This window comes from Komagataeibacter diospyri, from assembly GCF_043995075.1.
Lineage (GTDB): Bacteria > Pseudomonadota > Alphaproteobacteria > Acetobacterales > Acetobacteraceae > Komagataeibacter > Komagataeibacter diospyri.
The window spans coordinates 3,162,509-3,181,303 of the sequence record NZ_CP171836.1 but is presented as its reverse complement, the minus strand read 5'-3'; the positions used below and the strand labels follow the sequence as shown (position 1 = coordinate 3,181,303).

The 18,795-nt window shown below is 62.7% G+C and carries 24 protein-coding genes; 9 read left to right on the top strand and 15 right to left on the bottom strand.

Annotated features, from left to right (window positions below; genetic code table 11):
* Positions 1-47: 47 nt before the first annotated feature.
* From ACE2AA_RS14855 to hpf, 5 genes are all read left to right on the top strand, one after another.
* Positions 48-1,100: an SIS domain-containing protein gene (locus ACE2AA_RS14855; protein ID WP_141262192.1), complete on the top strand. Its 1,053-nt coding sequence runs from the start codon at positions 48-50 to the stop codon at positions 1,098-1,100.
* Positions 1,097-1,834: an LPS export ABC transporter periplasmic protein LptC gene (gene lptC, locus ACE2AA_RS14850; protein WP_141302362.1), complete on the top strand. Its 738-nt coding sequence runs from the start codon at positions 1,097-1,099 to the stop codon at positions 1,832-1,834. The genes ACE2AA_RS14855 and lptC overlap by 4 nt, the downstream gene beginning before the upstream one ends.
* Complete coding sequence (locus ACE2AA_RS14845; protein WP_141262190.1) at positions 1,834-3,141, top strand: LptA/OstA family protein; 1,308 nt, start codon at positions 1,834-1,836, stop codon at positions 3,139-3,141. Before lptC ends, ACE2AA_RS14845 begins: the two co-directional genes overlap by 1 nt.
* Positions 3,138-3,920: an LPS export ABC transporter ATP-binding protein gene (lptB, locus tag ACE2AA_RS14840; RefSeq protein ID WP_141262189.1), complete on the top strand. Its 783-nt coding sequence runs from the start codon at positions 3,138-3,140 to the stop codon at positions 3,918-3,920. The genes ACE2AA_RS14845 and lptB overlap by 4 nt, the downstream gene beginning before the upstream one ends.
* 282 nt (positions 3,921-4,202) lie before the next feature.
* Entirely contained in the window at positions 4,203-4,829 is a 627-nt protein-coding gene (gene hpf, locus ACE2AA_RS14835; protein WP_141262188.1) for a ribosome hibernation-promoting factor, HPF/YfiA family, read from the top strand.
* Between the two features lie 111 nt (positions 4,830-4,940).
* Here hpf and ACE2AA_RS14830 read toward each other — a convergent pair whose 3' ends face one another.
* Complete coding sequence (locus ACE2AA_RS14830; protein WP_141262187.1) at positions 4,941-5,195, bottom strand: DUF1150 family protein; 255 nt, start codon at positions 5,193-5,195, stop codon at positions 4,941-4,943.
* Between the two features lie 83 nt (positions 5,196-5,278).
* The gene (locus ACE2AA_RS14825; protein ID WP_141262230.1) at positions 5,279-5,755 is read right to left on the bottom strand and encodes an Hsp20 family protein; all 477 of its coding nucleotides are present in this window, start codon (positions 5,753-5,755) and stop codon (positions 5,279-5,281) included.
* 214 nt (positions 5,756-5,969) lie between these two features.
* Between ACE2AA_RS14825 and def the strand changes: the two genes are divergently transcribed.
* From def to truA, 3 genes are all read left to right on the top strand, one after another.
* A complete protein-coding gene (def, locus tag ACE2AA_RS14820) occupies positions 5,970-6,512 on the top strand; it encodes a peptide deformylase (protein WP_141262186.1) in 543 nt (180 codons plus the stop codon).
* A 75-nt stretch (positions 6,513-6,587) separates the two neighbouring features.
* Positions 6,588-7,589 (top strand): methionyl-tRNA formyltransferase, encoded by a 1,002-nt coding sequence (gene fmt, locus ACE2AA_RS14815; RefSeq protein WP_395370295.1) that lies wholly within the window; start codon positions 6,588-6,590, stop codon positions 7,587-7,589.
* Positions 7,582-8,403 (top strand): tRNA pseudouridine(38-40) synthase TruA, encoded by an 822-nt coding sequence (gene truA, locus ACE2AA_RS14810; RefSeq protein ID WP_141262184.1) that lies wholly within the window; start codon positions 7,582-7,584, stop codon positions 8,401-8,403. Before fmt ends, truA begins: the two co-directional genes overlap by 8 nt.
* A gap of 102 nt (positions 8,404-8,505) precedes the next feature.
* Here the strand turns inward: truA and ACE2AA_RS14805 are convergent, their stop codons facing one another.
* The 9 genes from ACE2AA_RS14805 to rpmH form a co-directional block, all read right to left on the bottom strand.
* Positions 8,506-9,156: a hypothetical protein gene (locus ACE2AA_RS14805; RefSeq protein WP_193557712.1), complete on the bottom strand. Its 651-nt coding sequence runs from the start codon at positions 9,154-9,156 to the stop codon at positions 8,506-8,508.
* Positions 9,156-10,313: a succinyl-diaminopimelate desuccinylase gene (gene dapE / locus ACE2AA_RS14800; RefSeq protein WP_395370293.1), complete on the bottom strand. Its 1,158-nt coding sequence runs from the start codon at positions 10,311-10,313 to the stop codon at positions 9,156-9,158. Before dapE ends, ACE2AA_RS14805 begins: the two co-directional genes overlap by 1 nt.
* A gap of 23 nt (positions 10,314-10,336) precedes the next feature.
* Positions 10,337-11,185, bottom strand: a complete 849-nt coding sequence (gene dapD / locus ACE2AA_RS14795) for a 2,3,4,5-tetrahydropyridine-2,6-dicarboxylate N-succinyltransferase (protein ID WP_141262182.1) — start codon at positions 11,183-11,185, stop codon at positions 10,337-10,339.
* Between the two features lie 141 nt (positions 11,186-11,326).
* Positions 11,327-12,232 (bottom strand): acetylglutamate kinase, encoded by a 906-nt coding sequence (argB, locus tag ACE2AA_RS14790; RefSeq protein ID WP_141262181.1) that lies wholly within the window; start codon positions 12,230-12,232, stop codon positions 11,327-11,329.
* Between the two features lie 66 nt (positions 12,233-12,298).
* A complete protein-coding gene (gene yihA / locus ACE2AA_RS14785) occupies positions 12,299-12,964 on the bottom strand; it encodes a ribosome biogenesis GTP-binding protein YihA/YsxC (protein WP_162851969.1) in 666 nt (221 codons plus the stop codon).
* 13 nt (positions 12,965-12,977) lie between these two features.
* Entirely contained in the window at positions 12,978-14,741 is a 1,764-nt protein-coding gene (gene yidC / locus ACE2AA_RS14780) for a membrane protein insertase YidC (RefSeq protein ID WP_141302351.1), read from the bottom strand.
* Positions 14,741-15,037 (bottom strand): membrane protein insertion efficiency factor YidD, encoded by a 297-nt coding sequence (gene yidD, locus ACE2AA_RS14775; protein ID WP_141302349.1) that lies wholly within the window; start codon positions 15,035-15,037, stop codon positions 14,741-14,743. Before yidD ends, yidC begins: the two co-directional genes overlap by 1 nt.
* Positions 15,034-15,384 carry a ribonuclease P protein component gene (rnpA, locus tag ACE2AA_RS14770; protein WP_141262227.1) on the bottom strand — a complete coding sequence of 117 codons (351 nt, stop codon included), beginning with the start codon at positions 15,382-15,384 and terminating at the stop codon, positions 15,034-15,036. The genes yidD and rnpA overlap by 4 nt, the downstream gene beginning before the upstream one ends.
* A gap of 76 nt (positions 15,385-15,460) precedes the next feature.
* Entirely contained in the window at positions 15,461-15,595 is a 135-nt protein-coding gene (gene rpmH / locus ACE2AA_RS14765) for a 50S ribosomal protein L34 (protein ID WP_010507731.1), read from the bottom strand.
* Positions 15,596-15,747: 152 nt separating this feature from the next.
* On the opposite strand from rpmH, the gene ACE2AA_RS14760 reads away from it, so the two are divergent.
* The gene (locus ACE2AA_RS14760) at positions 15,748-15,975 is read left to right on the top strand and encodes a hypothetical protein (protein ID WP_162851968.1); all 228 of its coding nucleotides are present in this window, start codon (positions 15,748-15,750) and stop codon (positions 15,973-15,975) included.
* A 14-nt stretch (positions 15,976-15,989) separates the two neighbouring features.
* Here ACE2AA_RS14760 and gloA read toward each other — a convergent pair whose 3' ends face one another.
* The 4 genes from gloA to fabZ all read right to left on the bottom strand — a co-directional run bounded on the left by gloA (position 15,990) and on the right by fabZ (position 18,718).
* Complete coding sequence (gloA, locus tag ACE2AA_RS14755) at positions 15,990-16,379, bottom strand: lactoylglutathione lyase (protein ID WP_141262177.1); 390 nt, start codon at positions 16,377-16,379, stop codon at positions 15,990-15,992.
* A gap of 14 nt (positions 16,380-16,393) precedes the next feature.
* On the bottom strand, positions 16,394-17,260 hold the full coding sequence (locus tag ACE2AA_RS14750; protein WP_141302345.1) for an LpxI family protein: 867 nt from the start codon (positions 17,258-17,260) through the stop codon (positions 16,394-16,396).
* On the bottom strand, positions 17,250-18,101 hold the full coding sequence (lpxA, locus tag ACE2AA_RS14745; protein WP_141302343.1) for an acyl-ACP--UDP-N-acetylglucosamine O-acyltransferase: 852 nt from the start codon (positions 18,099-18,101) through the stop codon (positions 17,250-17,252). The genes ACE2AA_RS14750 and lpxA overlap by 11 nt, the downstream gene beginning before the upstream one ends.
* A 131-nt stretch (positions 18,102-18,232) precedes the next feature.
* A complete protein-coding gene (gene fabZ, locus ACE2AA_RS14740; protein WP_141262174.1) occupies positions 18,233-18,718 on the bottom strand; it encodes a 3-hydroxyacyl-ACP dehydratase FabZ in 486 nt (161 codons plus the stop codon).
* Between the last annotated feature and the right edge of the window lie 77 nt (positions 18,719-18,795).

The following is an 18,795-nucleotide window of genomic DNA, read 5'->3' as shown; positions in this document are numbered from 1 at the left end:
GTTCCGGCGTTTGACCGGAAACCATTTCATGACAATACAGACCCGGCATGAACAGCAGCCTTTCCCCTTCCCTCCCCGCCGTTGAAGAAAGCGTGCAGCAGGCACAGGCCCGCATGCTCAACGAAGCATGCAGCGTGCTGCGCACCGAATCCGCCGGCCTGCAGGCGATGATTGCCGCCATGGAAGCCTCCGGCCCCGATGGGCAGGGGGCACTTGGCACGGCCTTTGTCGAAACGGTCGAACGCATCCTGACGGACAACATGCGCGTGGTCGTGACGGGGATTGGCAAGTCGGGGCATATCGGGCGCAAGATCCAGGCGACCCTTGCCTCCACCGGCACGCCCGCCATTTTCGTGCATCCGGCCGAAGCCTCGCACGGGGATCTGGGCATGCTTCAGCGCGGGGATGCGGTACTCGCCATTTCCAATTCCGGCGAAACGGCGGAAATGGCCGACCTGGTTTCCCACACACGCCGGTTTGGCATGCTGCTGATCGCCATGACATCGCGCCCGGACTCCACACTGGCCCGCACGGCCGATATCGTACTGCCGCTACCCCATGCGCCCGAAGCCTGCCCCAACGGGCTGGCGCCCACCACCAGTTCCACCATGCAGCTTGCGCTGGGGGATGCACTGGCCGTCGTGCTGCTGCAGCGCCGCCGGTTCAGCGCCAGTGATTTCGGCATTTTCCATCCCGGCGGCCGTCTGGGCACACAGCTGCGCCGGGTGCGTGAGCTTATGCATACGGGCGACAGCATGCCGCTGGGCCTTCCCACCATGCCGGTGCGACAGGTCATCATGGAAATGACCCGCAAGGCCTTTGGCTGCATGGGCGTGGTGGACATGAAAAACCGGCTGACCGGGCTGATTACCGACCGCGACCTGCGTCTTGCGCTGGAACAGGACCTGGACCACACCTGTGCAGCCGATATCATGAATGCCGAACCCCAGATCATTGGCCCCGACATGCTGGCGGCAGAGGCACTGCGCATCATGAATGACCGGCCCCGGCCCATTTCCAGCATCTTCGTGCTGGATAATGAAAATCATCCTGTCGGTATCCTGCACCTCCATGACCTGCTGCGTGCTGGCGTTGCATGACCGAACAGCCGGACGACAGGGACGACGGGACCGATCCCAACCACATCCAGCGTGAGGACTATACCCGCAGCGCGGCCGATATCGAACGCCAGCGCAGCATATTCGACCAGTCTGCACGGGCGCGCCTGCTGCCCAACGCCGCCGACCTGGCCCGGCGGCAGGCCATCATGCGCTCGGCCAAGTGGATGCTGCCGCTACTGGCACTGATCCTGCTGGGGTCCATCGCCGCATGGCCCGCAGTGCAGCGCGCGGTCATCATGCATACCGGCACCATGGCGCAGATGAGCCATGTGCGCGTGAAAAGCGGCAGCATGCTCAACCCCACCTATCGCGGGCTGGATGACCATAACCGCCCTTACATGATTACCGCGGATGAGGCGCGCCAGGTCTCCTCCGAACGGATTGACCTGAGCAACCCGGCCGCCGACACATTGATGGATAACGGAAACTGGATGTATGTCACCGCGCGCGACGGCGTTTATATCCAGCATGCGCAGATCCTGGACCTGGCGCATGATGTCACGCTGTACCGCAATGACGGGACCCTCATGCTCAGCCCCTCGGCCAATATGGACATGCGCCACAACATCGTCGTATCCGATGACTGGATCCATGCCGAAGGGCCCATCGGGCAGATTGACGTACAGGGCGGCATGCTGGACACACGCGGCGGCGTCATGCTGTTTCGAGGGCCGGGCCGCATGATCCTCAACGCAGCGGAAAGATCGAACTGATGGCGCGCGCAACATTCCGCCTGCCGCTTGGCGGCATCCTTGTGGGACTGGTGGCGGCACATCCCGTCATGGCGCAGGGACTGGACATGTCCCACGGCCAGCAGATCAACGTCACCGCCGCCGGTGGCTTCGACTGGGACCAGAACGCGCAGACCGTCACTGCCTATGACCGCGCACAGGCCATCCGTGGCGACATGACCGTGCGGGCGGACAGGCTGGTCGCCTTCTACCGCAAGAAGGCCGCGGCCACGCCCGCTGCCGGGCAGGCCACGCCGCCTGCCACCGGGCCACGGGCCGCCGCATCCGGGCCGCCCGCGGCCGATGCGCCACTGGCGGCCCATCTGGGCGTTGCTCCTCCGCTGGAAACCCGCCGCCCCCACATAACCGATAACGCGCCACAGGCGGCAGGCGACACCCCGCCCGCCACGACACCACAGGCCACGTCGGCAGCACCAGCAGCACCAACCGCCCCCGTCGGCACCGATTCCGATGTGGACACCAGCCTGACCACGACATCCGATACCCTGCCGCAGGACATGCCCACGCCCGACGCCCCGGCGCCCGCAGGCATGCCTGGCGGCCAGCCCGGCGCCGCAACGGGCAACGGCGCGGGCGATGCAGGTGGTAACGGTTCGGGCGGAGCCAGCGAGGTCTACCGGCTGGAAGCGATCGGGCACGTCCATTCCTTCAACACGAATGACCAGGCATGGGGCGATCATGCCGTATACGACGTGGATCAGGCGATCCTGGTCATGACCGGCCAGCACCTGAAAATGACCACGCCACAGGACATCCTGACCGCGCGCGACGTGCTGGAATACCATTCGCACGAACACATGTCGGTCGCCCGTGGCAACGCCACCATGACCACCAATGACGGGCGGCAGCTGCGCGCGGACGTGCTGGTCGGGTATGACAGGCCAAAGGCGCAGCGCAGCAACGCACGCCGCGACTGGGATGCCACCCACCCCAATGACAAATCCCGGCCCGCAGCAACCAGTGTTGACGACCGCCCGTCACCCGGAGCCGGGACGATCGACCATGTCGATGCCTTCGGCCATATCGTGATCCGCACCCGCACCGAGACCATAACCGGCGACCGGGGCGTGTACGTGCCTGATACGGGCATTGCCCGTCTGGTTGGCAACGTGCATATCACCCGTGGGGAAAATCAGGTCAGCGGCACCTCGGCCATCGTGAACATGCACACCGATATCGCGACGCTGACCGACAACCCCGGCTCACGGGTCAGTGGCCTGGTCATTCCGAATCAGGCCGGCAAAGGTGACAAGGGATCAGCAAGATGAACCAGACATCCCCGGCGGACCAGCCCGACGCCACCGGACAGCCGGTCCCTGCCGCCGAAACGGGACTGATCGCCAGTGGCATCGGCAAAAGCTACAAGAAGCGGCAGGTCGTGCGCGATGTCTCGCTACAGGTCCAGCGTGGTGAAGCCGTGGCCCTGCTGGGGCCGAACGGCGCGGGCAAGACCACCAGCTTCTACATGATCGTGGGACTGGTGCGGCCCGACATGGGCACAATCACGCTGGATGGCGCGGATATCACCCAGTTGCCCATGTACCGCCGCGCCCGCATGGGTATTGGCTATCTGCCGCAGGAATCAAGCATTTTCCGTGGCCTGAATGTTGAACAGAACATCATGGCCGCCCTGGAGATTGTCGAACCCGACCGTGACCGGCGGCAGACGATGCTTGATGGCCTGCTGGGAGAATTCGGCATTACCCGGCTGCGGCATTCCTCCTCCCTCGCCCTGTCGGGTGGTGAACGGCGGCGGCTGGAAATCGCCCGTGCGCTGGCCAGCCAGCCGCATTACATCCTGCTGGACGAACCGCTGGCCGGTATTGATCCCATCGCGGTCGGTGAAATCCGTGATCTTGTCGCGCACCTGAAGGATCGCGGCATCGGGGTGCTGATTACCGACCACAACGTGCGCGAGACGCTGGAAGTGATCGACCGGGCCTACATCATGCACAGCGGACAGGTGCTGACCGAAGGCAGGCCCGAGGAAATCGTGGCGAACGAGGATGTGCGCCGCGTCTATCTGGGTGAAAAATTCACGCTATAGGCCCGTTCGTGCCCTCCCTGTGTGACAGGGGGCGTGCACAAGGGAGCAGCCATAGAGAAATCTGTGGTCTTTTATGCGAGGAAGGCATGGACAGCCACGGTGCAACCATGCCCAAATGTACCCGTTCGGGACCATGTGCCCGACAGGCACAACGCAACCGCCACCAGCACGCAGCCCGCATGGGAGCAGGATCGTCCCCTTAATTCATGACCATTGACTGAAACGACCGTATTCCGTCTCCCGCATGCGACTGCGTTGTGATCATGTAAGGAGTTACCCCTTATGCACATCAGTGTTGCCGGAAAGCAGATCGACCTGTCCGATGCCCTGAAACACCGGGTAAGCGCCCATCTGGACCGCATTTCGGAAAAGTATTTCGGGCAGGCCATGGAGGCCCGGGTCACCTTCAGTCGCGCACGTTCGTTTTTTACCTGTGACATCAACCTGCACGCCACGCGGGGTCTGACCCTGCGCGGTGAGGGCGAAGCGGCGGATGCCCATTCCGCCTTTGACGACGCGGCCGAACATATTGCCCGGCGCCTGCGCCGCTATCACCGCAAGGCTACGAATCACGGTCACCTCAAGGTCCGTCAGCAGGTACCCGAAATCGGTCGTGGCTATGTGCTGCGTCCCGGCATGACTGAACCGCTTGCCGCCGCCGAGGAAGACAGCGTGGCCGAGGATGAGGACGCGGCGCTGCCGCCCGCTGGCCCCTACGCCACCATCATTGCCGAACACCCGACCGAAATCCCGGCCCTGAGCGTGAGCGAGGCAGTGATGCGCCTTGACCTGGCGGACAGCCAGATCCAGCTTTTCCGCAATACCAAGACCGATACCATCAACGTGCTGTACCGCAGGCCGGACGGCAATATCGGCTGGCTTGACCCGTCCCTGCGTCAGGCCAGCTGACACGACAGGCCAGTCCGCCTGACCCGCGCGGACTGGCAGCACCACAAATGCAAATGGCCCTGCCCCGAAAACCGGGACAGGGCCATTGCCTTATCTGGTGTGATGAAATGCCTAGTGCAGCGGCACTGGCATCATTTCATGCTGGAGAATGGCGTTTATGGCGGTTTCCCAGTCTTCGGTCACCGCCATGGGCGTACCATCGGCGGCATGGATGGCAAACGCGTCTTCGCCCTCTACTTCCACCGCGCGGATGTAGGCCACCGATTCCATGCCCAGACCGCGCAGTTCCGACGTGCTGATGACCGGTGCGGCATTCACCACATCATTCTGCAGCAGCACCCGACCATTCTGTGTTGTAACTCTCATCGCGTTATCTCCGCATCATGAAGGGACGGTCGTCCCTTCCCATCTGCATCGCAATATGGGCCGTTACATTACGGCGTACGCTGTTATTCCTCGTCAATAACCCTCACGACACGTTGCTTGCGCCCGGCCGGTACGTCCACCACCGGCGCCACACGATCGCGCGACGAAGAGGCCGTGGGCCCATGACCGATCTCGATCTTGCGCACACGGACTTCCGGCTGCGGGCGGGCCAGTTCAATATGAAGCAGGCCGTTATCCATCCATGCCCCGCCGACCTCGATTCCCTCGGCCAGTACGAACGCCTTCTGGAACTGGCGGGCGGCAATCCCACGGTGCAGGAAAATCCGCCCCTGCCCGTCGTCACTCTGCCGACCGCGAATGACAAGCTGGTTGTCTTCCTGCGTGATGTGCAGGTCTTCCATCACGAACCCCGCCACTGCCAGCGTGATGCGCAGGGTCGTGGGACTGACCTGTTCTATATTATAGGGCGGATATCCGTCCGACGCGTTTTTCGACGCGCGTTCAAGCATCTGCTCCAGATGGTCAAACCCGAGGAACATGGGTGACCCGAAAACTCTACCCGACAAATCGGCCTCCTCTGCTGCGAGCGAGACAAGAAACGAAAAACGGACCCGAAACAGCACCCGCATCCCGTCCCTTCACGATATGGGAGAATAATAGCCATGCGCAAGGGGAAGACACCATGCGCGCACCATGGCATTTTGGCCGCCTCCCCTCTGGTATCCCATGTGGGGACACGCTAAATGGCAGTCTATGATTGATCATGATGTCATCGCTCAGGCGACCCCCATGCCGATCCTGGTCGCACCCCAGGCGGTCCTGCGCCAGAAAACCCGCCTTGTCCGCCCCGAGGACATGAACGAGCTGCGCACCATCATCCCGCGTATGTTCGCGGCCATGTACCAGGCGCCCGGCATCGGCCTTGCGGCCCCGCAGGTGGGCCTTGGCATGCGCTTCGCCATCGTGGACGTGGCCGACAGGGACGAGGCGCGCAATCCGCTGGTGCTGATCAACCCCGAAGTGATCGCCGAGACGGACGGCATGGCCGTGCGTGAGGAAGGCTGCCTGTCGCTGCCCAACCAGTATGCCGAGGTCATCCGTCCCGAAGCCGTGCGCGTGCGGTATCAGGACATGGACGGCAAGGTGCAGGAACTGGAAGCCGATGACCTGCTGGCCACCTGCCTGCAGCACGAGATCGACCATCTGGAAGGCATCCTGTTTGTCGATCATCTGTCGGCGCTGAAGCGCAACATGATCATGCGTCGCCTGGCCAAGGAACAGCGCCAGAAACACTAATCGCCCGCCGCGATCCCCTGCCGGACCCTGAATGCGCCAGACGGGTCCTGCCCAGCCTGAACGGACCCCAACGACATGCGACTGGCCTTCATGGGTACGCCTGATTTCGCGGTGCCCGCCCTGCGCGCCCTGCATCAGGCCGGGCATGACATCGTAATCGTCTACAGCCAGCCCCCCCGCCCCGCCGGACGGGGGAAGAAGCTGCGCCCTTCTCCCGTGCAGGTCGCGGCGGAGGAACTGGGCATTCCCGTCCGCACGCCGCAGTCCCTGCGGCGCAATACGGAAGAACACGCCTATTTCCGTAACCTGAAGCTGGATGCCGCCGTGGTGGCGGCCTATGGGCTGATCCTGCCGGTGGAGATGCTCGACGCCCCCGCGCGTGGCTGCCTGAACATCCATGCCAGCCTGCTGCCACGCTGGCGCGGCGCCGCCCCGATACAGGCCGCCATTCTGGCCGGTGACAGGGAAAGTGGCGTTACCATCATGCAGATGGATGCAGGACTGGATACCGGGGCCATGCTGCTGCGTGACCATGTGACGCTGACCGACCATACCACCGCCACCACACTGCATGACGACCTTGCGGCCATGGGCGGGCGGCTGATTGTTGATGCCCTGAGCCGTCCACCATTTCCCGGCACGCCGCAGCCTGACACCGGTGTCACCTATGTCCAGCGCCTGAGCCGCGAGGACGGGCGCATCGACTGGACCCGCCCCGCTGCCGAGATTGACCGGCAGGTGCGGGCCCTGACCCCGTGGCCGGGCACCTTCACCACGCTTGATGGTCAGGTCATCAAGATCGGGGCGGTAAGTCTTGAATACAGTTTAAGTTTTAATTCTTCCGACACGAAGAAGATGGTGATCAGAGCGGTGGACCTTGCCCGGGCCTACAACATGCCGCTCGTCCCTGGCATGGTAGTGGATGACCGGCTTTGCGTTACCTGTGGCAAAGACTCGCTATTGCGCATCACCCGCCTGCAACGCCCCGGACGTGGCATGATGGATGCTGCCGATTTCCTGCGCGGGCAGGCCATCGCCCCCGGCACACGTTTCGGGCTGGAGATGCCCGATGCCTGAAACCCCGCCCGCGCGTCCCGGTGACGCCGCCCCGCCATCGGTCTGCCGGTGGGCAGTTCTGATCGAATATGACGGGCGCGGCTTTGTTGGCTGGCAGCGCCAGCAGGCGGAACACCTGACCTCGATACAGGGTATTCTGGAGAATGCCGCGAAAAACCTGACAGCCGGACGCGATGTCCGCAGCATCACCGCCGGTCGCACTGATGCCGGCGTACATGCCAGCGGGCAGGTCGCGCATCTGGATTTCCCAGCCGATGTCACGCTGTCCAGCGCCACGGTGCGGGACGGACTGAATTTCTACATGAAGCCGCATCCGGTCGTGGTACTTATGGCGCGCCCGGTGCTGCCGCACTGGAATGCGCGTTTTTCAGCGTGCTCACGCGCCTATCGCTACCGTATCCTCAACCGTGCCGCCCGCCCGGCGCTGGAGGAAGGGCACGTCTGGCATGTCCGTGCAGCGCTGGATGCCGATGTGATGCACACTGCTGCCCAGTTGCTGGTAGGACGGCATGATTTCACGTCTTTCCGTGCCTCGGCCTGTCAGGCACGCAGTCCGGTGCGTTCGATCGACCGACTGGATGTACGGCGCGAGGGCGACCATGTCGTGATTGAAGCCGAAGCCCGTTCCTTCCTGCACCATCAGGTGCGCAACATGGCGGGGACCCTGAAACTGGTGGGAGAAGGCCGCTGGGCACCGGAACGGGTCGAACAGGCCCTTGCAGCCCGTGACCGCCGTGCGGGCGGCCCGACCGCCCCACCGGAAGGCCTGTGCCTGACCGGCGTAGGCTACGAGGAAAATCCCTTCAGCCGCTGACCTGTGCACCAACCAGTAAAAGTTTTTGGGTGAAGTTTTTTCAAAAAGCTTTGAAAGACGCTGCCTTGTTAAAAACAGGCGACACCCGGAAACTTCTGTTTTTCATCGATGGGCAGACCCCTGGCCCTGCTGCACCAGCAGGGGATAAAGAAAGTCATGCCACGCACGCTGGTTCGGGGAAAGCACACCGACCGCCATTGACAGCAACCCAAGGCTGCCCAGTATCGCCAGCACCAGCACCACCGCCTGCCCACGCCGCAACAGCAGGCCGATACGCGCCACGTACCACGTCAGCCACAGGCTGTAGCCGAACTCCACCCCATTCAGGATCATCGCCCCCGTGGCGGATTCCAGCAGCTTGGGCGAGGCCAGCGCCATAAGCAGCGCCACCGCCAGCCCCACGAACAGCGTGACCCAGTCTGTCCACCACGCCGCCGTGATGTAGCGCAGCCACAGCCCTTCGCGCTTCCACCGCCGCGCCAGCGCATGGGTCACAACGGCAGGCAGCAGGATAAGGCACAGTGCGAACAGCACCTTCACCCCACTGATCGCCTGCGGGGCGGTGCCAATGGTCAGGCCGCCACCCACCAGCCATAGCGCAAGGCGGGGCGCCAGCGCGGCCAGAACGGAATCGCGGGTATTGCCAAAATAGGCGATGCCTTCCGCACGGCCCCGCCCCAGCAGCAGCATTCCCTTGAGGATCATGCCAAGTCCGGGTGAATTCGGCTCGGGGGATATGCCGCGATCAGACATTAACGCATTACCTTTTCAAGGAAGCCGGTATAGATCGCCGTCAGATGCTTCAGGTCTGACAGGCTGACATGCTCGTCCGTCTTGTGCATGCTTGCCCCCACCAGCCCGAATTCCGCAACGGGGCAGTAACGGCTGATAAAGCGGGCATCCGACGTGCCGCCGCCGGTATCCAGCTTCGGCACATGCCCCGTCACCGCACGCACGCTCGCACGCAGGGCTTCGACCGATGCGCCAGGTTCGGTCAGGAAGGATTCACCACTGATGGAGATACCTACATCCGCCCGGGGGGCATGACGGATTGCTACGGTGCGGATCCAGCCCGCAAGGTCGGCGCCGGTATGAAGGTCATTGAAACGGATGTTCAGCCGGGCTTCGGCCCGGGCAGGAATGACATTGGTGGCCGTATTGCCCACGTCAAGGCTGGTCACCTGCAGGCTGGATGCCTCGAACCACTCACTGCCGTCATCCAGCGGGGCCGCCGTCAGTTCACCCAGCAGCGCCAGCAGGCGATGGACCGGATTATCCGCCCGGTGTGGATAGGCTACATGCCCCTGCGTGCCTTGCACGGTAATATGGGCATTCAGGCTGCCACGACGGCCGATCTTGATGACTTCGCCCATCCCGGCGGGATTGGTGGGTTCGCCCACAAGACAGAAATCGGGAATCTGGCCTTCAGCCGCCATCCATTCCAGCACGCGTACCGTGCCATTGGTGGCGGGGCCTTCCTCATCACCCGTAATCAGCAGGCTGATTGATCCCTGCGGCTGCGGCGTGCGTTCAAGATACAGCCTGACGGCGGCGACAAAGGCGGCAATGCCCCCTTTCATGTCGCACGCGCCACGACCGAACAGGACACCGTCATGTATTGCCCCGCCAAAGGGGTCATGCGCCCACGCGGCCGTGTCCCCCACCGGCACGACGTCCGTATGCCCGGCGAAACACAGGTGTGGATGCCCTGCGCCAAGGCGGGCAAACAGGTTGGGGGTGCGCGCCACCCCTTCGCCAAACGGCAGCAGGGTGACGCTGAAACCGATCTGTTCCAGCACGCGGGCCAGCGCGGTGATGCCGCAGCCATCATCGGGGGTTACGGAAGGACAGCGGATCAGGTCACGCGTCAGGGCGATAACACCGCCAGGATCGTGTTGCGTATCCGCCATTCCGCCGTCCCCCATGATACCGGTCAGCCGCGCAGCAGGTCGTTGATCGAGGTCTTGGAACGCGTACGTTCATCCACGCGCTTGACGATCACCGCGCAGTCCAGCGACGGCAGTGGCTTGCCATCGGTGCTGGTCGCCTGACGCGGCGGCAGCGTGCCCGGCACGACCACGGAATAGGCCGGGACACGGCCCATGAAGACTTCACCCGTCGCACGATCAACGATCTTGGTCGAAGCACCAAGGAACACACCCATGGACAACACGCTGCCACGTTCGACCACCACGCCTTCGGCCACTTCCGAACGCGCGCCGATGAAGCAACCGTCCTCAATGATGACGGGGGCGGCCTGCAGCGGCTCCAGCACGCCGCCAATGCCCACGCCACCGCTGATATGGCAGTTCTTGCCGATCTGCGCGCAACTGCCGATCGTGACCCATGTATCAACCATCGTGCCGCTATCGACATACGCACCGGCATTGACGAAGCTGGGCATCAGTACAACACCCGGCGCGATGAACGCGGAACGGCGCACGATGGAACCCGGCACCGCGCGGAAGCCTGCCTCGGCAAACGCCGCCTGGTCCCAGCCTGCGAATTTCAGCGGCACCTTGTCATAGCTGGGTGCCCCCGCACCGCCGCCTTCGACAATCCGGTTGTCATTGAGGCGGAAGGACAGCAGGACAGCCTTCTTCAGCCATTCATTGACCACCCAGCCAGCCGGGCCGGGGGTTGCGACGCGCAGCCGGCCGGAATCCAGCGCCAGAAGCGCCGCCTCGACGGCATCACGGTCAGCGCCGGTGGTGGCGGTGGACAGCGTCTCACGACGCTCCCACAGGGCCTCGATCTGGCTCTGAAGGGATGTATCGGTCATATTTGCAAAATCCTGTCTTGGGCAGGCGTCCCCGGCAGGGCACGCCGGGGGCCTTTGGTATTGATTGCCTGCGGACCATGCGGAGGATCATGGGCAATGTCAACGCAATGCCCCCCTCCACATGACCTGATCCAGCGGGGGTCAGCTGCCCCGGATCAGGGTGCCCGGCCCGGCTTCCGTAAACAGTTCCAGCAGGCAGGAATGCTGCACCCGGCCATCAAGGATGACGGCGGCCTTCGCCCCCGCGCGCACGGCCTCAAGGCAGGTTTCGACCTTGGGGATCATGCCGCCGGAAATCATGCCGCTGGCGATGCCGCGACGCGCATCTTCCGCCGTCAGTTCCGGGATCAGTTTCCCGTCTCCATCCAGCACGCCGGGCACATCCGTCAGCATGAGCAGGCGACTGGCATTGACCGCACCCGCAATCGCACCCGCGGCCGTATCGGCATTGATGTTATAGGTCTCGCCCTGCTCGCCCGCGCCGATGGGCGCGATCACCGGAATCAGCCCCGAACCGGACAGCGCATAGATGACGCGCGGGTCGATGCGGGTCGGTTCGCCCACGAAGCCAAGGTCCAGCAGGCGATCGGTCTCGACCCCGGCCTCACGCGCGCGGCGCTGGAGCCTGCGGGCGGAAATCAGGCCACCATCAAGCCCCGAAATGCCAACCGCCAGCGCACCGGCCCGGTTGATCAGGCCCGCGACCTGTTTGTTCACCTTGCCGCCCAGCACCATCTCGATCACGTCGATCATGGCGGCATCAGTCACGCGCAGGCCGTCGATGAAGGTCGATTCAATCTGCAGCCGCTTGAGCATCGCGCTGATCTGCGGCCCGCCGCCATGCACCACGACCGGGTTGACGCCAACCTGCTTGAGCAGCGCGATATCATGGCCAAACGCGGTGGACAGCGATGTATCGACCATCGCGCTGCCGCCATATTTGACGACAACCGTATCCCCCGCATAACGACGCAGGTAAGGCAGCGCCCTGGCCAGAACCTCGGCCCGTGCCTGTGCTTCCCGGTCGCCCGATTGCGTTCCTGTCATCCGAACGTTCCCTTCGCTCCTGACTGCTGAATACCCATGCCCCGCAGGGCCAACCGTGTGGCCGCCTTATACCGGATTGGCCAGCCGTGCGAGTTCCGCGCGCAGTTCCGCAATACCTGTCCCGGTCTCGCTGCTGGTTGCCAGCACATCCGGGAAAGCTGCCGCATGTGTGGCCACGATACCGGTGACTTCACGCATCTTGGCCTCCAGCACCGCAGGCCTGGGCACGTCGCATTTGGTCAGCACGACCTGGAATGTCACGGCAGCCCGATCCAGCAGTTTCATGATTTCCTGATCGGTCGCCTTGACCTCCACCCGGCTGTCCAGCAGCAGCACGACACGGCGTAGCGTCGGCCTGCCGCGCAGGTAGGAAAACATCATGCCCTGCCAGTCTTCCTTGACCGCCTTGGCGGCCTTGGCAAAACCATAGCCGGGCATGTCCACCAGTGTCAGCCGGTCGGCCAGTTCAAAGAAATTGAGCTGCTTGGTCCGTCCCGGCTCGGACGAGGCCCGCGCCAGCGCCTTTCGCCCGGTCAGGGCGTTGATCAGGCTGGACTTGCCGACATTGGATCGCCCGGCAAACGCGATTTCGGGCAGCACGGGATCAGGCAGCTGGCCAAGCTGCTGCGCACCAAACACGAAATTGAATTCACCCGCGAACAGGACGCGACCAATTTCAATGTCGCGTTCCATTTCTTCCGGTGTCGGCATGGATGAGGAAAATTCCACCATCTTGGTCCCGTCCCTATTTCTTCCCTGACGGAAGCCTGGGCTTCGCGGGTGCAGCAACAGCGGGCGTACCCCTGTTCATGCGGCGCTGGATCAGCGTCTGCTGCGCCATGGTCAGCAGGTTGTTCCAGCAATAGTAGATCACCAGTCCCGATGGCTGCCGCGCCATGAAGAACGTGAAGATGATCGGCATGAACTGGAACATCTTCTGCTGCGCCGGGTCTGCCGCCGGTGTCGGGTTCAGACGCATCTGGGCAAACATGGTCAGCCCGAACGCGATCGGCCACAGCCCAAGCTGGAGCATGGGGGAAATGACCGACGGATTCCACGGAATCAGCCCGAACAGGGTGAACAGGTTTGTCGGGTCGAAAGCAGACAGGTCATGAATCCAGCCGAAGAAAGGCGCATGCCGCATCTCGATCGTGACGTACAGATCCTTGTACAGACACCAGAACACCGGGATCTGCAGCAGCATGGGCAGGCAGCCGCTGGCCGGATTGACTTTTTCCTGCTTGTACAGCGCGATCATCTGCTGGTTCAGCGCCATCTGGTCGTCTTTATACCGTTCCCGCAGGGCTTTGATCTTGGGCTGGAGCTGCCGCATCTTGCCCATGGAATGGAACTGCTTGGTCGCCAGCGGGAAGAACAGTGCCTTGACCAGCAGGGTGAACGCCATCAGGGCCAGGCCGAAATTGCCCAGCATGGTGTTGAGCCAGTCCAGCACCGTGAAGATCGGACGGGTCAGGAACGCGAACCAGCCAAAATCGACCGCTTTCCAGAAATCGGGGATATGCAGGCTGGATTCATATTTTTCCAGCAGCGGCACTTCCTTCGCCCCGGCAAACACATGGCTTGCTGTCGTGGCATCGCCCCCGGCGGCAACCACCAGCGGCGCACGCGCGGTAAAGCCGACATCATAGATGCCCTTGTCCCCGCCCGCGGGCTGGTAGGCATAGGTGCCCGCAACATCACTGTCCTGCTGCGGGATCACGGCGGACAGCCAGTACTTGTCAGTAATCCCGGCCCATCCACCCTGACCCGTCTTGGTCCACGCGATGTTGCCCGGCGGCACCGCCCCCTTGCGCAGGGATTTGTAGGAGCTTTCATCCAGCCTGTGGTCAATGACGGAAATCGGCCCTTCATGCACAAGGTAGCCGCCCGTCTCGACCGGGGTGTAGGCACGTTCCACGCGGGAGAAAGGATACAGCGAAACCGCATCCCCGCCATGGTTGATGACCTTCTGCGTAACCGAGAACATGTAGTTCTGGTCAATCGCGATGGTGATCTGGAACACCTGCCCCTGACCGTTATCCCATGACAGGGTAACGGGCTGCGCCTGGGTCAGGGTATCATGATCGGCAGTCCAGATGGTATTGGCGTCGGGCACGCTGACATGGCCGCCGCTGACATTGGTCCAGCCGACCTCAACCAGGTTCGGTTCCGCCTGCCCGCGCGGTTCCAGCACGCGTACCAGCGGGCTGCCCGGTTCCACCGTCTCGTGATAATTCTTGAGCACAAGGTCATCAAGACGCGCGCCACGCAGGTCAAGCGAGCCATGCACGCGGTCGGCGTCAATCGCAACGCGCGGGTCGGGCTGGCCCGTATCCGCGGGTGCTGCGGCGGCCGTGGCATCCGCTGGCGCGGGGGCTGGTGCCGACGCAGGCGTGGCGGTATCAGCCTGCTGTTCGACCGTTTTATGCTGCTGTGGCAGGAAATACTCGAACCCAACCAGCACCACGGCAGACAGTGCTGTTGCCACCATAAAACGCTTGATATCCATCAGCGACCCGCCAGACTTTTCGTGTTTTTCATGGAGTCATGCATGTCACAGCCGCAGGCCGTGGCGGGAACGGGATCATGACCACCCGCATTCCAGGGGTTGCAGCGCAGGATGCGCCACCCCGCCAGTACACTGCCGCGCATGGCCCCGTGACGGGCGATCGCGTCGCGTGCGTAATGACTGCATGAAGGAGTGAATCGGCAATGCGCACCCCATATGGGGCGGATCACCAGCTGATACGCGCGAATGGCCGCGCGCAGCATATGGGCAGGCAGGCTGATGGAAGACGTGCTCACGATTCTTCCTTCACTCCCGCCTTGCGCAGGGCCTTGCGGTAATCCCCCATCAGGGCATCAAACCGCCGCCCGCATGTGCCAGCCCGACCAATGACCACGATATCGACGCCTGCAAGCGCCTGTTCGCGGCCCACCAGCCGGACTACCTCACGCAGGCGCCGCCGCACCCGGTTGCGCACGACGGAATTGCCTACTTTCTTGGTAACGGTAAAACCGTACCGGGCAGCCTGCATGTCGCCGCGTTCAAGCGCCTGCAGCACCAGTCCCGGAACGGGGGCCTTGCGACCCTTGGCCGCAACCCGCAGGAACTCAGCGCGTTTCTTAAGGCGCGTGGACTTATCGGCCACTTTCAGCCGCCCCTTGTATAGAGACATTCATGGTTCCGGACACACAGGCACCCGGAACGTACAGACGTCACCTGCCTCAGGCAGAAAGACGCTTGCGGCCCTTGGTGCGACGGTTTGCGACAACCTTACGGCCACCAACGGTTTCCATACGCGAACGGAAGCCGTGGCGACGCTTGCGGACCAGCTTCGAGGGTTGATACGTGCGCTTCACAACGGCACTCCCAGATTGACAATGACAGACAGGTTACGGAATAAATTCCAACAGGCCCCGTACACTACGGAAACCCTGAGCCGCGCCTTATACTGATGCTTTCGGGCAACGTCAATGCTGCTCCCCTCCCGCACCATAACCGGATGATTTTCATGACCAGCCCTGCACGCGACTCTGCCGATACGACCGACGATATCCTGCGGCAGCACATCCATGACATCCGTGGCCACCTGTCCCCCGCCATGCTGCGGGCGGATTCGCTGGCGCTGAGCAAGGACGAACACATCCGGCAGGCAGCACAGGACATCCTGACGGCCCTGGATGCGGCGACAAGGGAACTCAGCGCAATGCGTCAGCTTCTTGCCGCGCGCAGATCATAAGCGCACTGACACGATCAGGACTTCTGGATCAGTTCGATCTTGTAGCCGTCGGGATCTTCGACAAAAGCGATGAAGGTGGTGCCGAATTTGACCGGCCCCGGCTCGCGCGTGACCTTGCCACCGCCTGCGCGGACCTTTTCAACCAGGGCGGTCACGTCGGGCACCCCAAGGGCGAAGTGACCGAATCCCGTGCCCACGTCATATCCATCATCCTGACCCCAGTTATAGGTCAGTTCGATTTCCGCCTGTCCCGCCGCATTATCGGCATAGCCGATGAATACAAGGGTATATTTCCCCTCGGGCACATCCTTGCGGCGCAGTTCGCGCATGCCCAGCAACTGGTAGAAATCAAGGCTGGCTTCCAGATTGCGCACGCGCACCATTGTGTGCAGGTAGGTTCCCATCCGGCATTTCCCCTTCAGTCCATTTTTTCATCTTCGCCGCCAATTCCGATCAGGAACAGTCCGGCCTCATCCGCCATCGTAATGCAGGCGGCGGGATCGGTCATCAGGGTAGCCCCTGCCTCGATCGCGATTCCACGCAGGCCTGCAGCCACGGCACCTGCAACCGTTCGCGGGCCAATCGTTGGCAGGTCGGCACGCCGCTCCTGCCCCGGCTTGGCCATCTTGACCAGAACACCGGCAGGACGGTCGGGTTGCCGCAGGCCACCCACGCGTTCCAGCATGCAGTCGGTGCCTTCCAGCGCCTCGACCGCCAGCACCAGACCGCCCTGGACCACACATCCCTGCCCGATATCCAGCCTGCCCAGTTCCCGCACCACGCGACGGCCCTGCATGATATCGGCCCATGCCGCGGTATCGGGGCTGATCGTACCCATCACGCCCCGGCGTGCGACCGACCCGGACAGATATTCATGCGCGCCGCGGATGGTGAAACCTTCTTCCCCCAGCACGCGCACGATTGCCCCAAGCAGTCCATCATCACCCGCGAACAGCGCCTTGCCAATACGCGCCAGAATCCGGGCACCCGTCGCATCAGGACGCAGGTTGATAAGGGAAGGCCGCCTTACAGGGCCAATCAGCACAAGATCATGACAGTGATGTTCATGTAATGCGGACAGGATTTCACCCGCCGCCGCAAGACGGATCATGCGGTGGGGCCAGTGCCCGATCACCGCGGGTTCAGCAAAACCCTGGAAACCGACAATGAAAACCTGGCCACCCGCCCGCTCTACCGCCCGCGCCACCTGACCGGGCAACGGGCCACCACCGGCAAGGATACCAACGCATGCCCCCTGCCGGTCGACTGCCAGTTCAGGCGCCATCGCTCTCGATCATGTCCCCGCCCTGTACCCTGACAAGGCCGCGATGGCTGGGGGCTGCAATAAAATCAAGGATTTCAACAACACGCGCGTCATCAGCATAAGTCTGGCGCACATGCTCCAGCCGGTCCTGGAAAACCGCGCCAGTGGCGTGGGCCGCCTTGGGATACAGGGCACGGAAGGCCTGGCGCATGCGCCGGACCTCATCAGGCTGGACACCATTGCGCCTCAGCCAGATCCAGTGCAGTCCCACCAGCCGCGCGCGGTTGCCCAGCACGCTGCCATACGGAATGACATCCGCTTCCACCCCACACACGCCACCGACCAGTGCGGCATGGCCGATGCGTACGAACTGGTGCAGGGCGGCCGCCCCCATGATGCGGGCATCATCCCCGATCACCACATGGCCACCCATGACCACATTATTGACGATAATGACGCCACGCCCCAGCGTACAGTCATGCGCCACATGGGAATTGGCCATGATCAGGCAGTCCGGCCCGATGCGGGTCACACCCGTACCGGTAGCCGTGCCACGGTGAATGGTCACGTTTTCACGAATGATGGTGCGGGCACCAATCATGCACGATGTCGGCTCGCCCCTGTATTTCAGGTCCTGCGGCGCCATACCCACAGATGTGAAGGGATAACACACCACCCCTTCGCCCAGGGTCGTGCGACCATCAACCACCACATGTGAAATCAGTTCGGCATTATCCCCGATTTCGACATCCGGTCCGATCGAGCACCATGGCCCGATGCGTACGCCATCACCAATACGCGCACGGCTGGAAACAATGGACGATGGATGGATTTCAGGCGCTTTTCCACGCCGTTCATCCATGTCAGTACCGTTAGATGAACTTCCTGCCAGAATAGCCTCCATCCCCGCAAGTAACTATGGCCCAAAGACCCGGAAGCGGACACCGGGCCGCCCGCTGGACGGACCCGCGCCACCACCCGTTTCCCGCGGTATTACCCCATGATCATGGCGCTGAATGTTGCTTCGGCAACAGATACGCCATCAACCCGCGCCACACCCTTGAATTTCCAGACATTCGCGCGGCTACGTTCTTTTTCGACATGGATGCGCAACTGGTCACCCGGCCCGACGGGACGGCGGAATTTCGCACCATCAATCGTCATGAAATAGACCAGCTTGCCTTCGAATGCCGAACCAAGCGTCATGACCACCAACGTTGCCGCTGTCTGGGCCATGGCTTCGATGATCAGGACACCGGGCATGACGGGACGTGCCGGGAAATGCCCCTGAAAATGCGGTTCGTTGACCGTGACATTCTTGATGCCAACCGCCGACTGCCCCAGCACGATATCAACCATGCGATCAATCAGCAGGAACGGATAGCGATGGGGAATCGCTTCCATGATCCGCATGATATCAATTGATTCCAGCGTCGCGGGTGTTCCGTCCGCTGGGAGTGCCTCTACTTCTTTATCCACGTCGTCCAACCACTTGTTCGGCCTGAAAGCCCCCGCGCCAGACGGAACAGTGGCTTCGGGCCGGTTGAATATGCAAT

Coding starts and splice junctions, on each gene's coding strand:
- def (WP_141262186.1), top strand. CDS start 5,970: ATGATTGATCATGATGTCATCGCTCAGGCGACCCCCATGCCGATCCTG.
- ACE2AA_RS14830 (WP_141262187.1), bottom strand. CDS start 5,195: ATGAGAGTTACAACACAGAATGGTCGGGTGCTGCTGCAGAATGATGTG.
- truA (WP_141262184.1), top strand. CDS start 7,582: ATGCCTGAAACCCCGCCCGCGCGTCCCGGTGACGCCGCCCCGCCATCG.
- ACE2AA_RS14855 (WP_141262192.1), top strand. CDS start 48: ATGAACAGCAGCCTTTCCCCTTCCCTCCCCGCCGTTGAAGAAAGCGTG.
- dapE (WP_395370293.1), bottom strand. CDS start 10,313: ATGGCGGATACGCAACACGATCCTGGCGGTGTTATCGCCCTGACGCGT.
- ACE2AA_RS14845 (WP_141262190.1), top strand. CDS start 1,834: ATGGCGCGCGCAACATTCCGCCTGCCGCTTGGCGGCATCCTTGTGGGA.
- hpf (WP_141262188.1), top strand. CDS start 4,203: ATGCACATCAGTGTTGCCGGAAAGCAGATCGACCTGTCCGATGCCCTG.
- ACE2AA_RS14825 (WP_141262230.1), bottom strand. CDS start 5,755: ATGTTCCTCGGGTTTGACCATCTGGAGCAGATGCTTGAACGCGCGTCG.
- yidC (WP_141302351.1), bottom strand. CDS start 14,741: ATGGATATCAAGCGTTTTATGGTGGCAACAGCACTGTCTGCCGTGGTG.
- dapD (WP_141262182.1), bottom strand. CDS start 11,185: ATGACCGATACATCCCTTCAGAGCCAGATCGAGGCCCTGTGGGAGCGT.
- ACE2AA_RS14760 (WP_162851968.1), top strand. CDS start 15,748: ATGACCAGCCCTGCACGCGACTCTGCCGATACGACCGACGATATCCTG.
- ACE2AA_RS14750 (WP_141302345.1), bottom strand. CDS start 17,260: ATGGCGCCTGAACTGGCAGTCGACCGGCAGGGGGCATGCGTTGGTATC.
- gloA (WP_141262177.1), bottom strand. CDS start 16,379: ATGGGAACCTACCTGCACACAATGGTGCGCGTGCGCAATCTGGAAGCC.
- ACE2AA_RS14805 (WP_193557712.1), bottom strand. CDS start 9,156: ATGTCTGATCGCGGCATATCCCCCGAGCCGAATTCACCCGGACTTGGC.
- lptC (WP_141302362.1), top strand. CDS start 1,097: ATGACCGAACAGCCGGACGACAGGGACGACGGGACCGATCCCAACCAC.
- lpxA (WP_141302343.1), bottom strand. CDS start 18,101: ATGGATGAACGGCGTGGAAAAGCGCCTGAAATCCATCCATCGTCCATT.
- lptB (WP_141262189.1), top strand. CDS start 3,138: ATGAACCAGACATCCCCGGCGGACCAGCCCGACGCCACCGGACAGCCG.
- yihA (WP_162851969.1), bottom strand. CDS start 12,964: ATGGTGGAATTTTCCTCATCCATGCCGACACCGGAAGAAATGGAACGC.
- fmt (WP_395370295.1), top strand. CDS start 6,588: ATGCGACTGGCCTTCATGGGTACGCCTGATTTCGCGGTGCCCGCCCTG.
- argB (WP_141262181.1), bottom strand. CDS start 12,232: ATGACAGGAACGCAATCGGGCGACCGGGAAGCACAGGCACGGGCCGAG.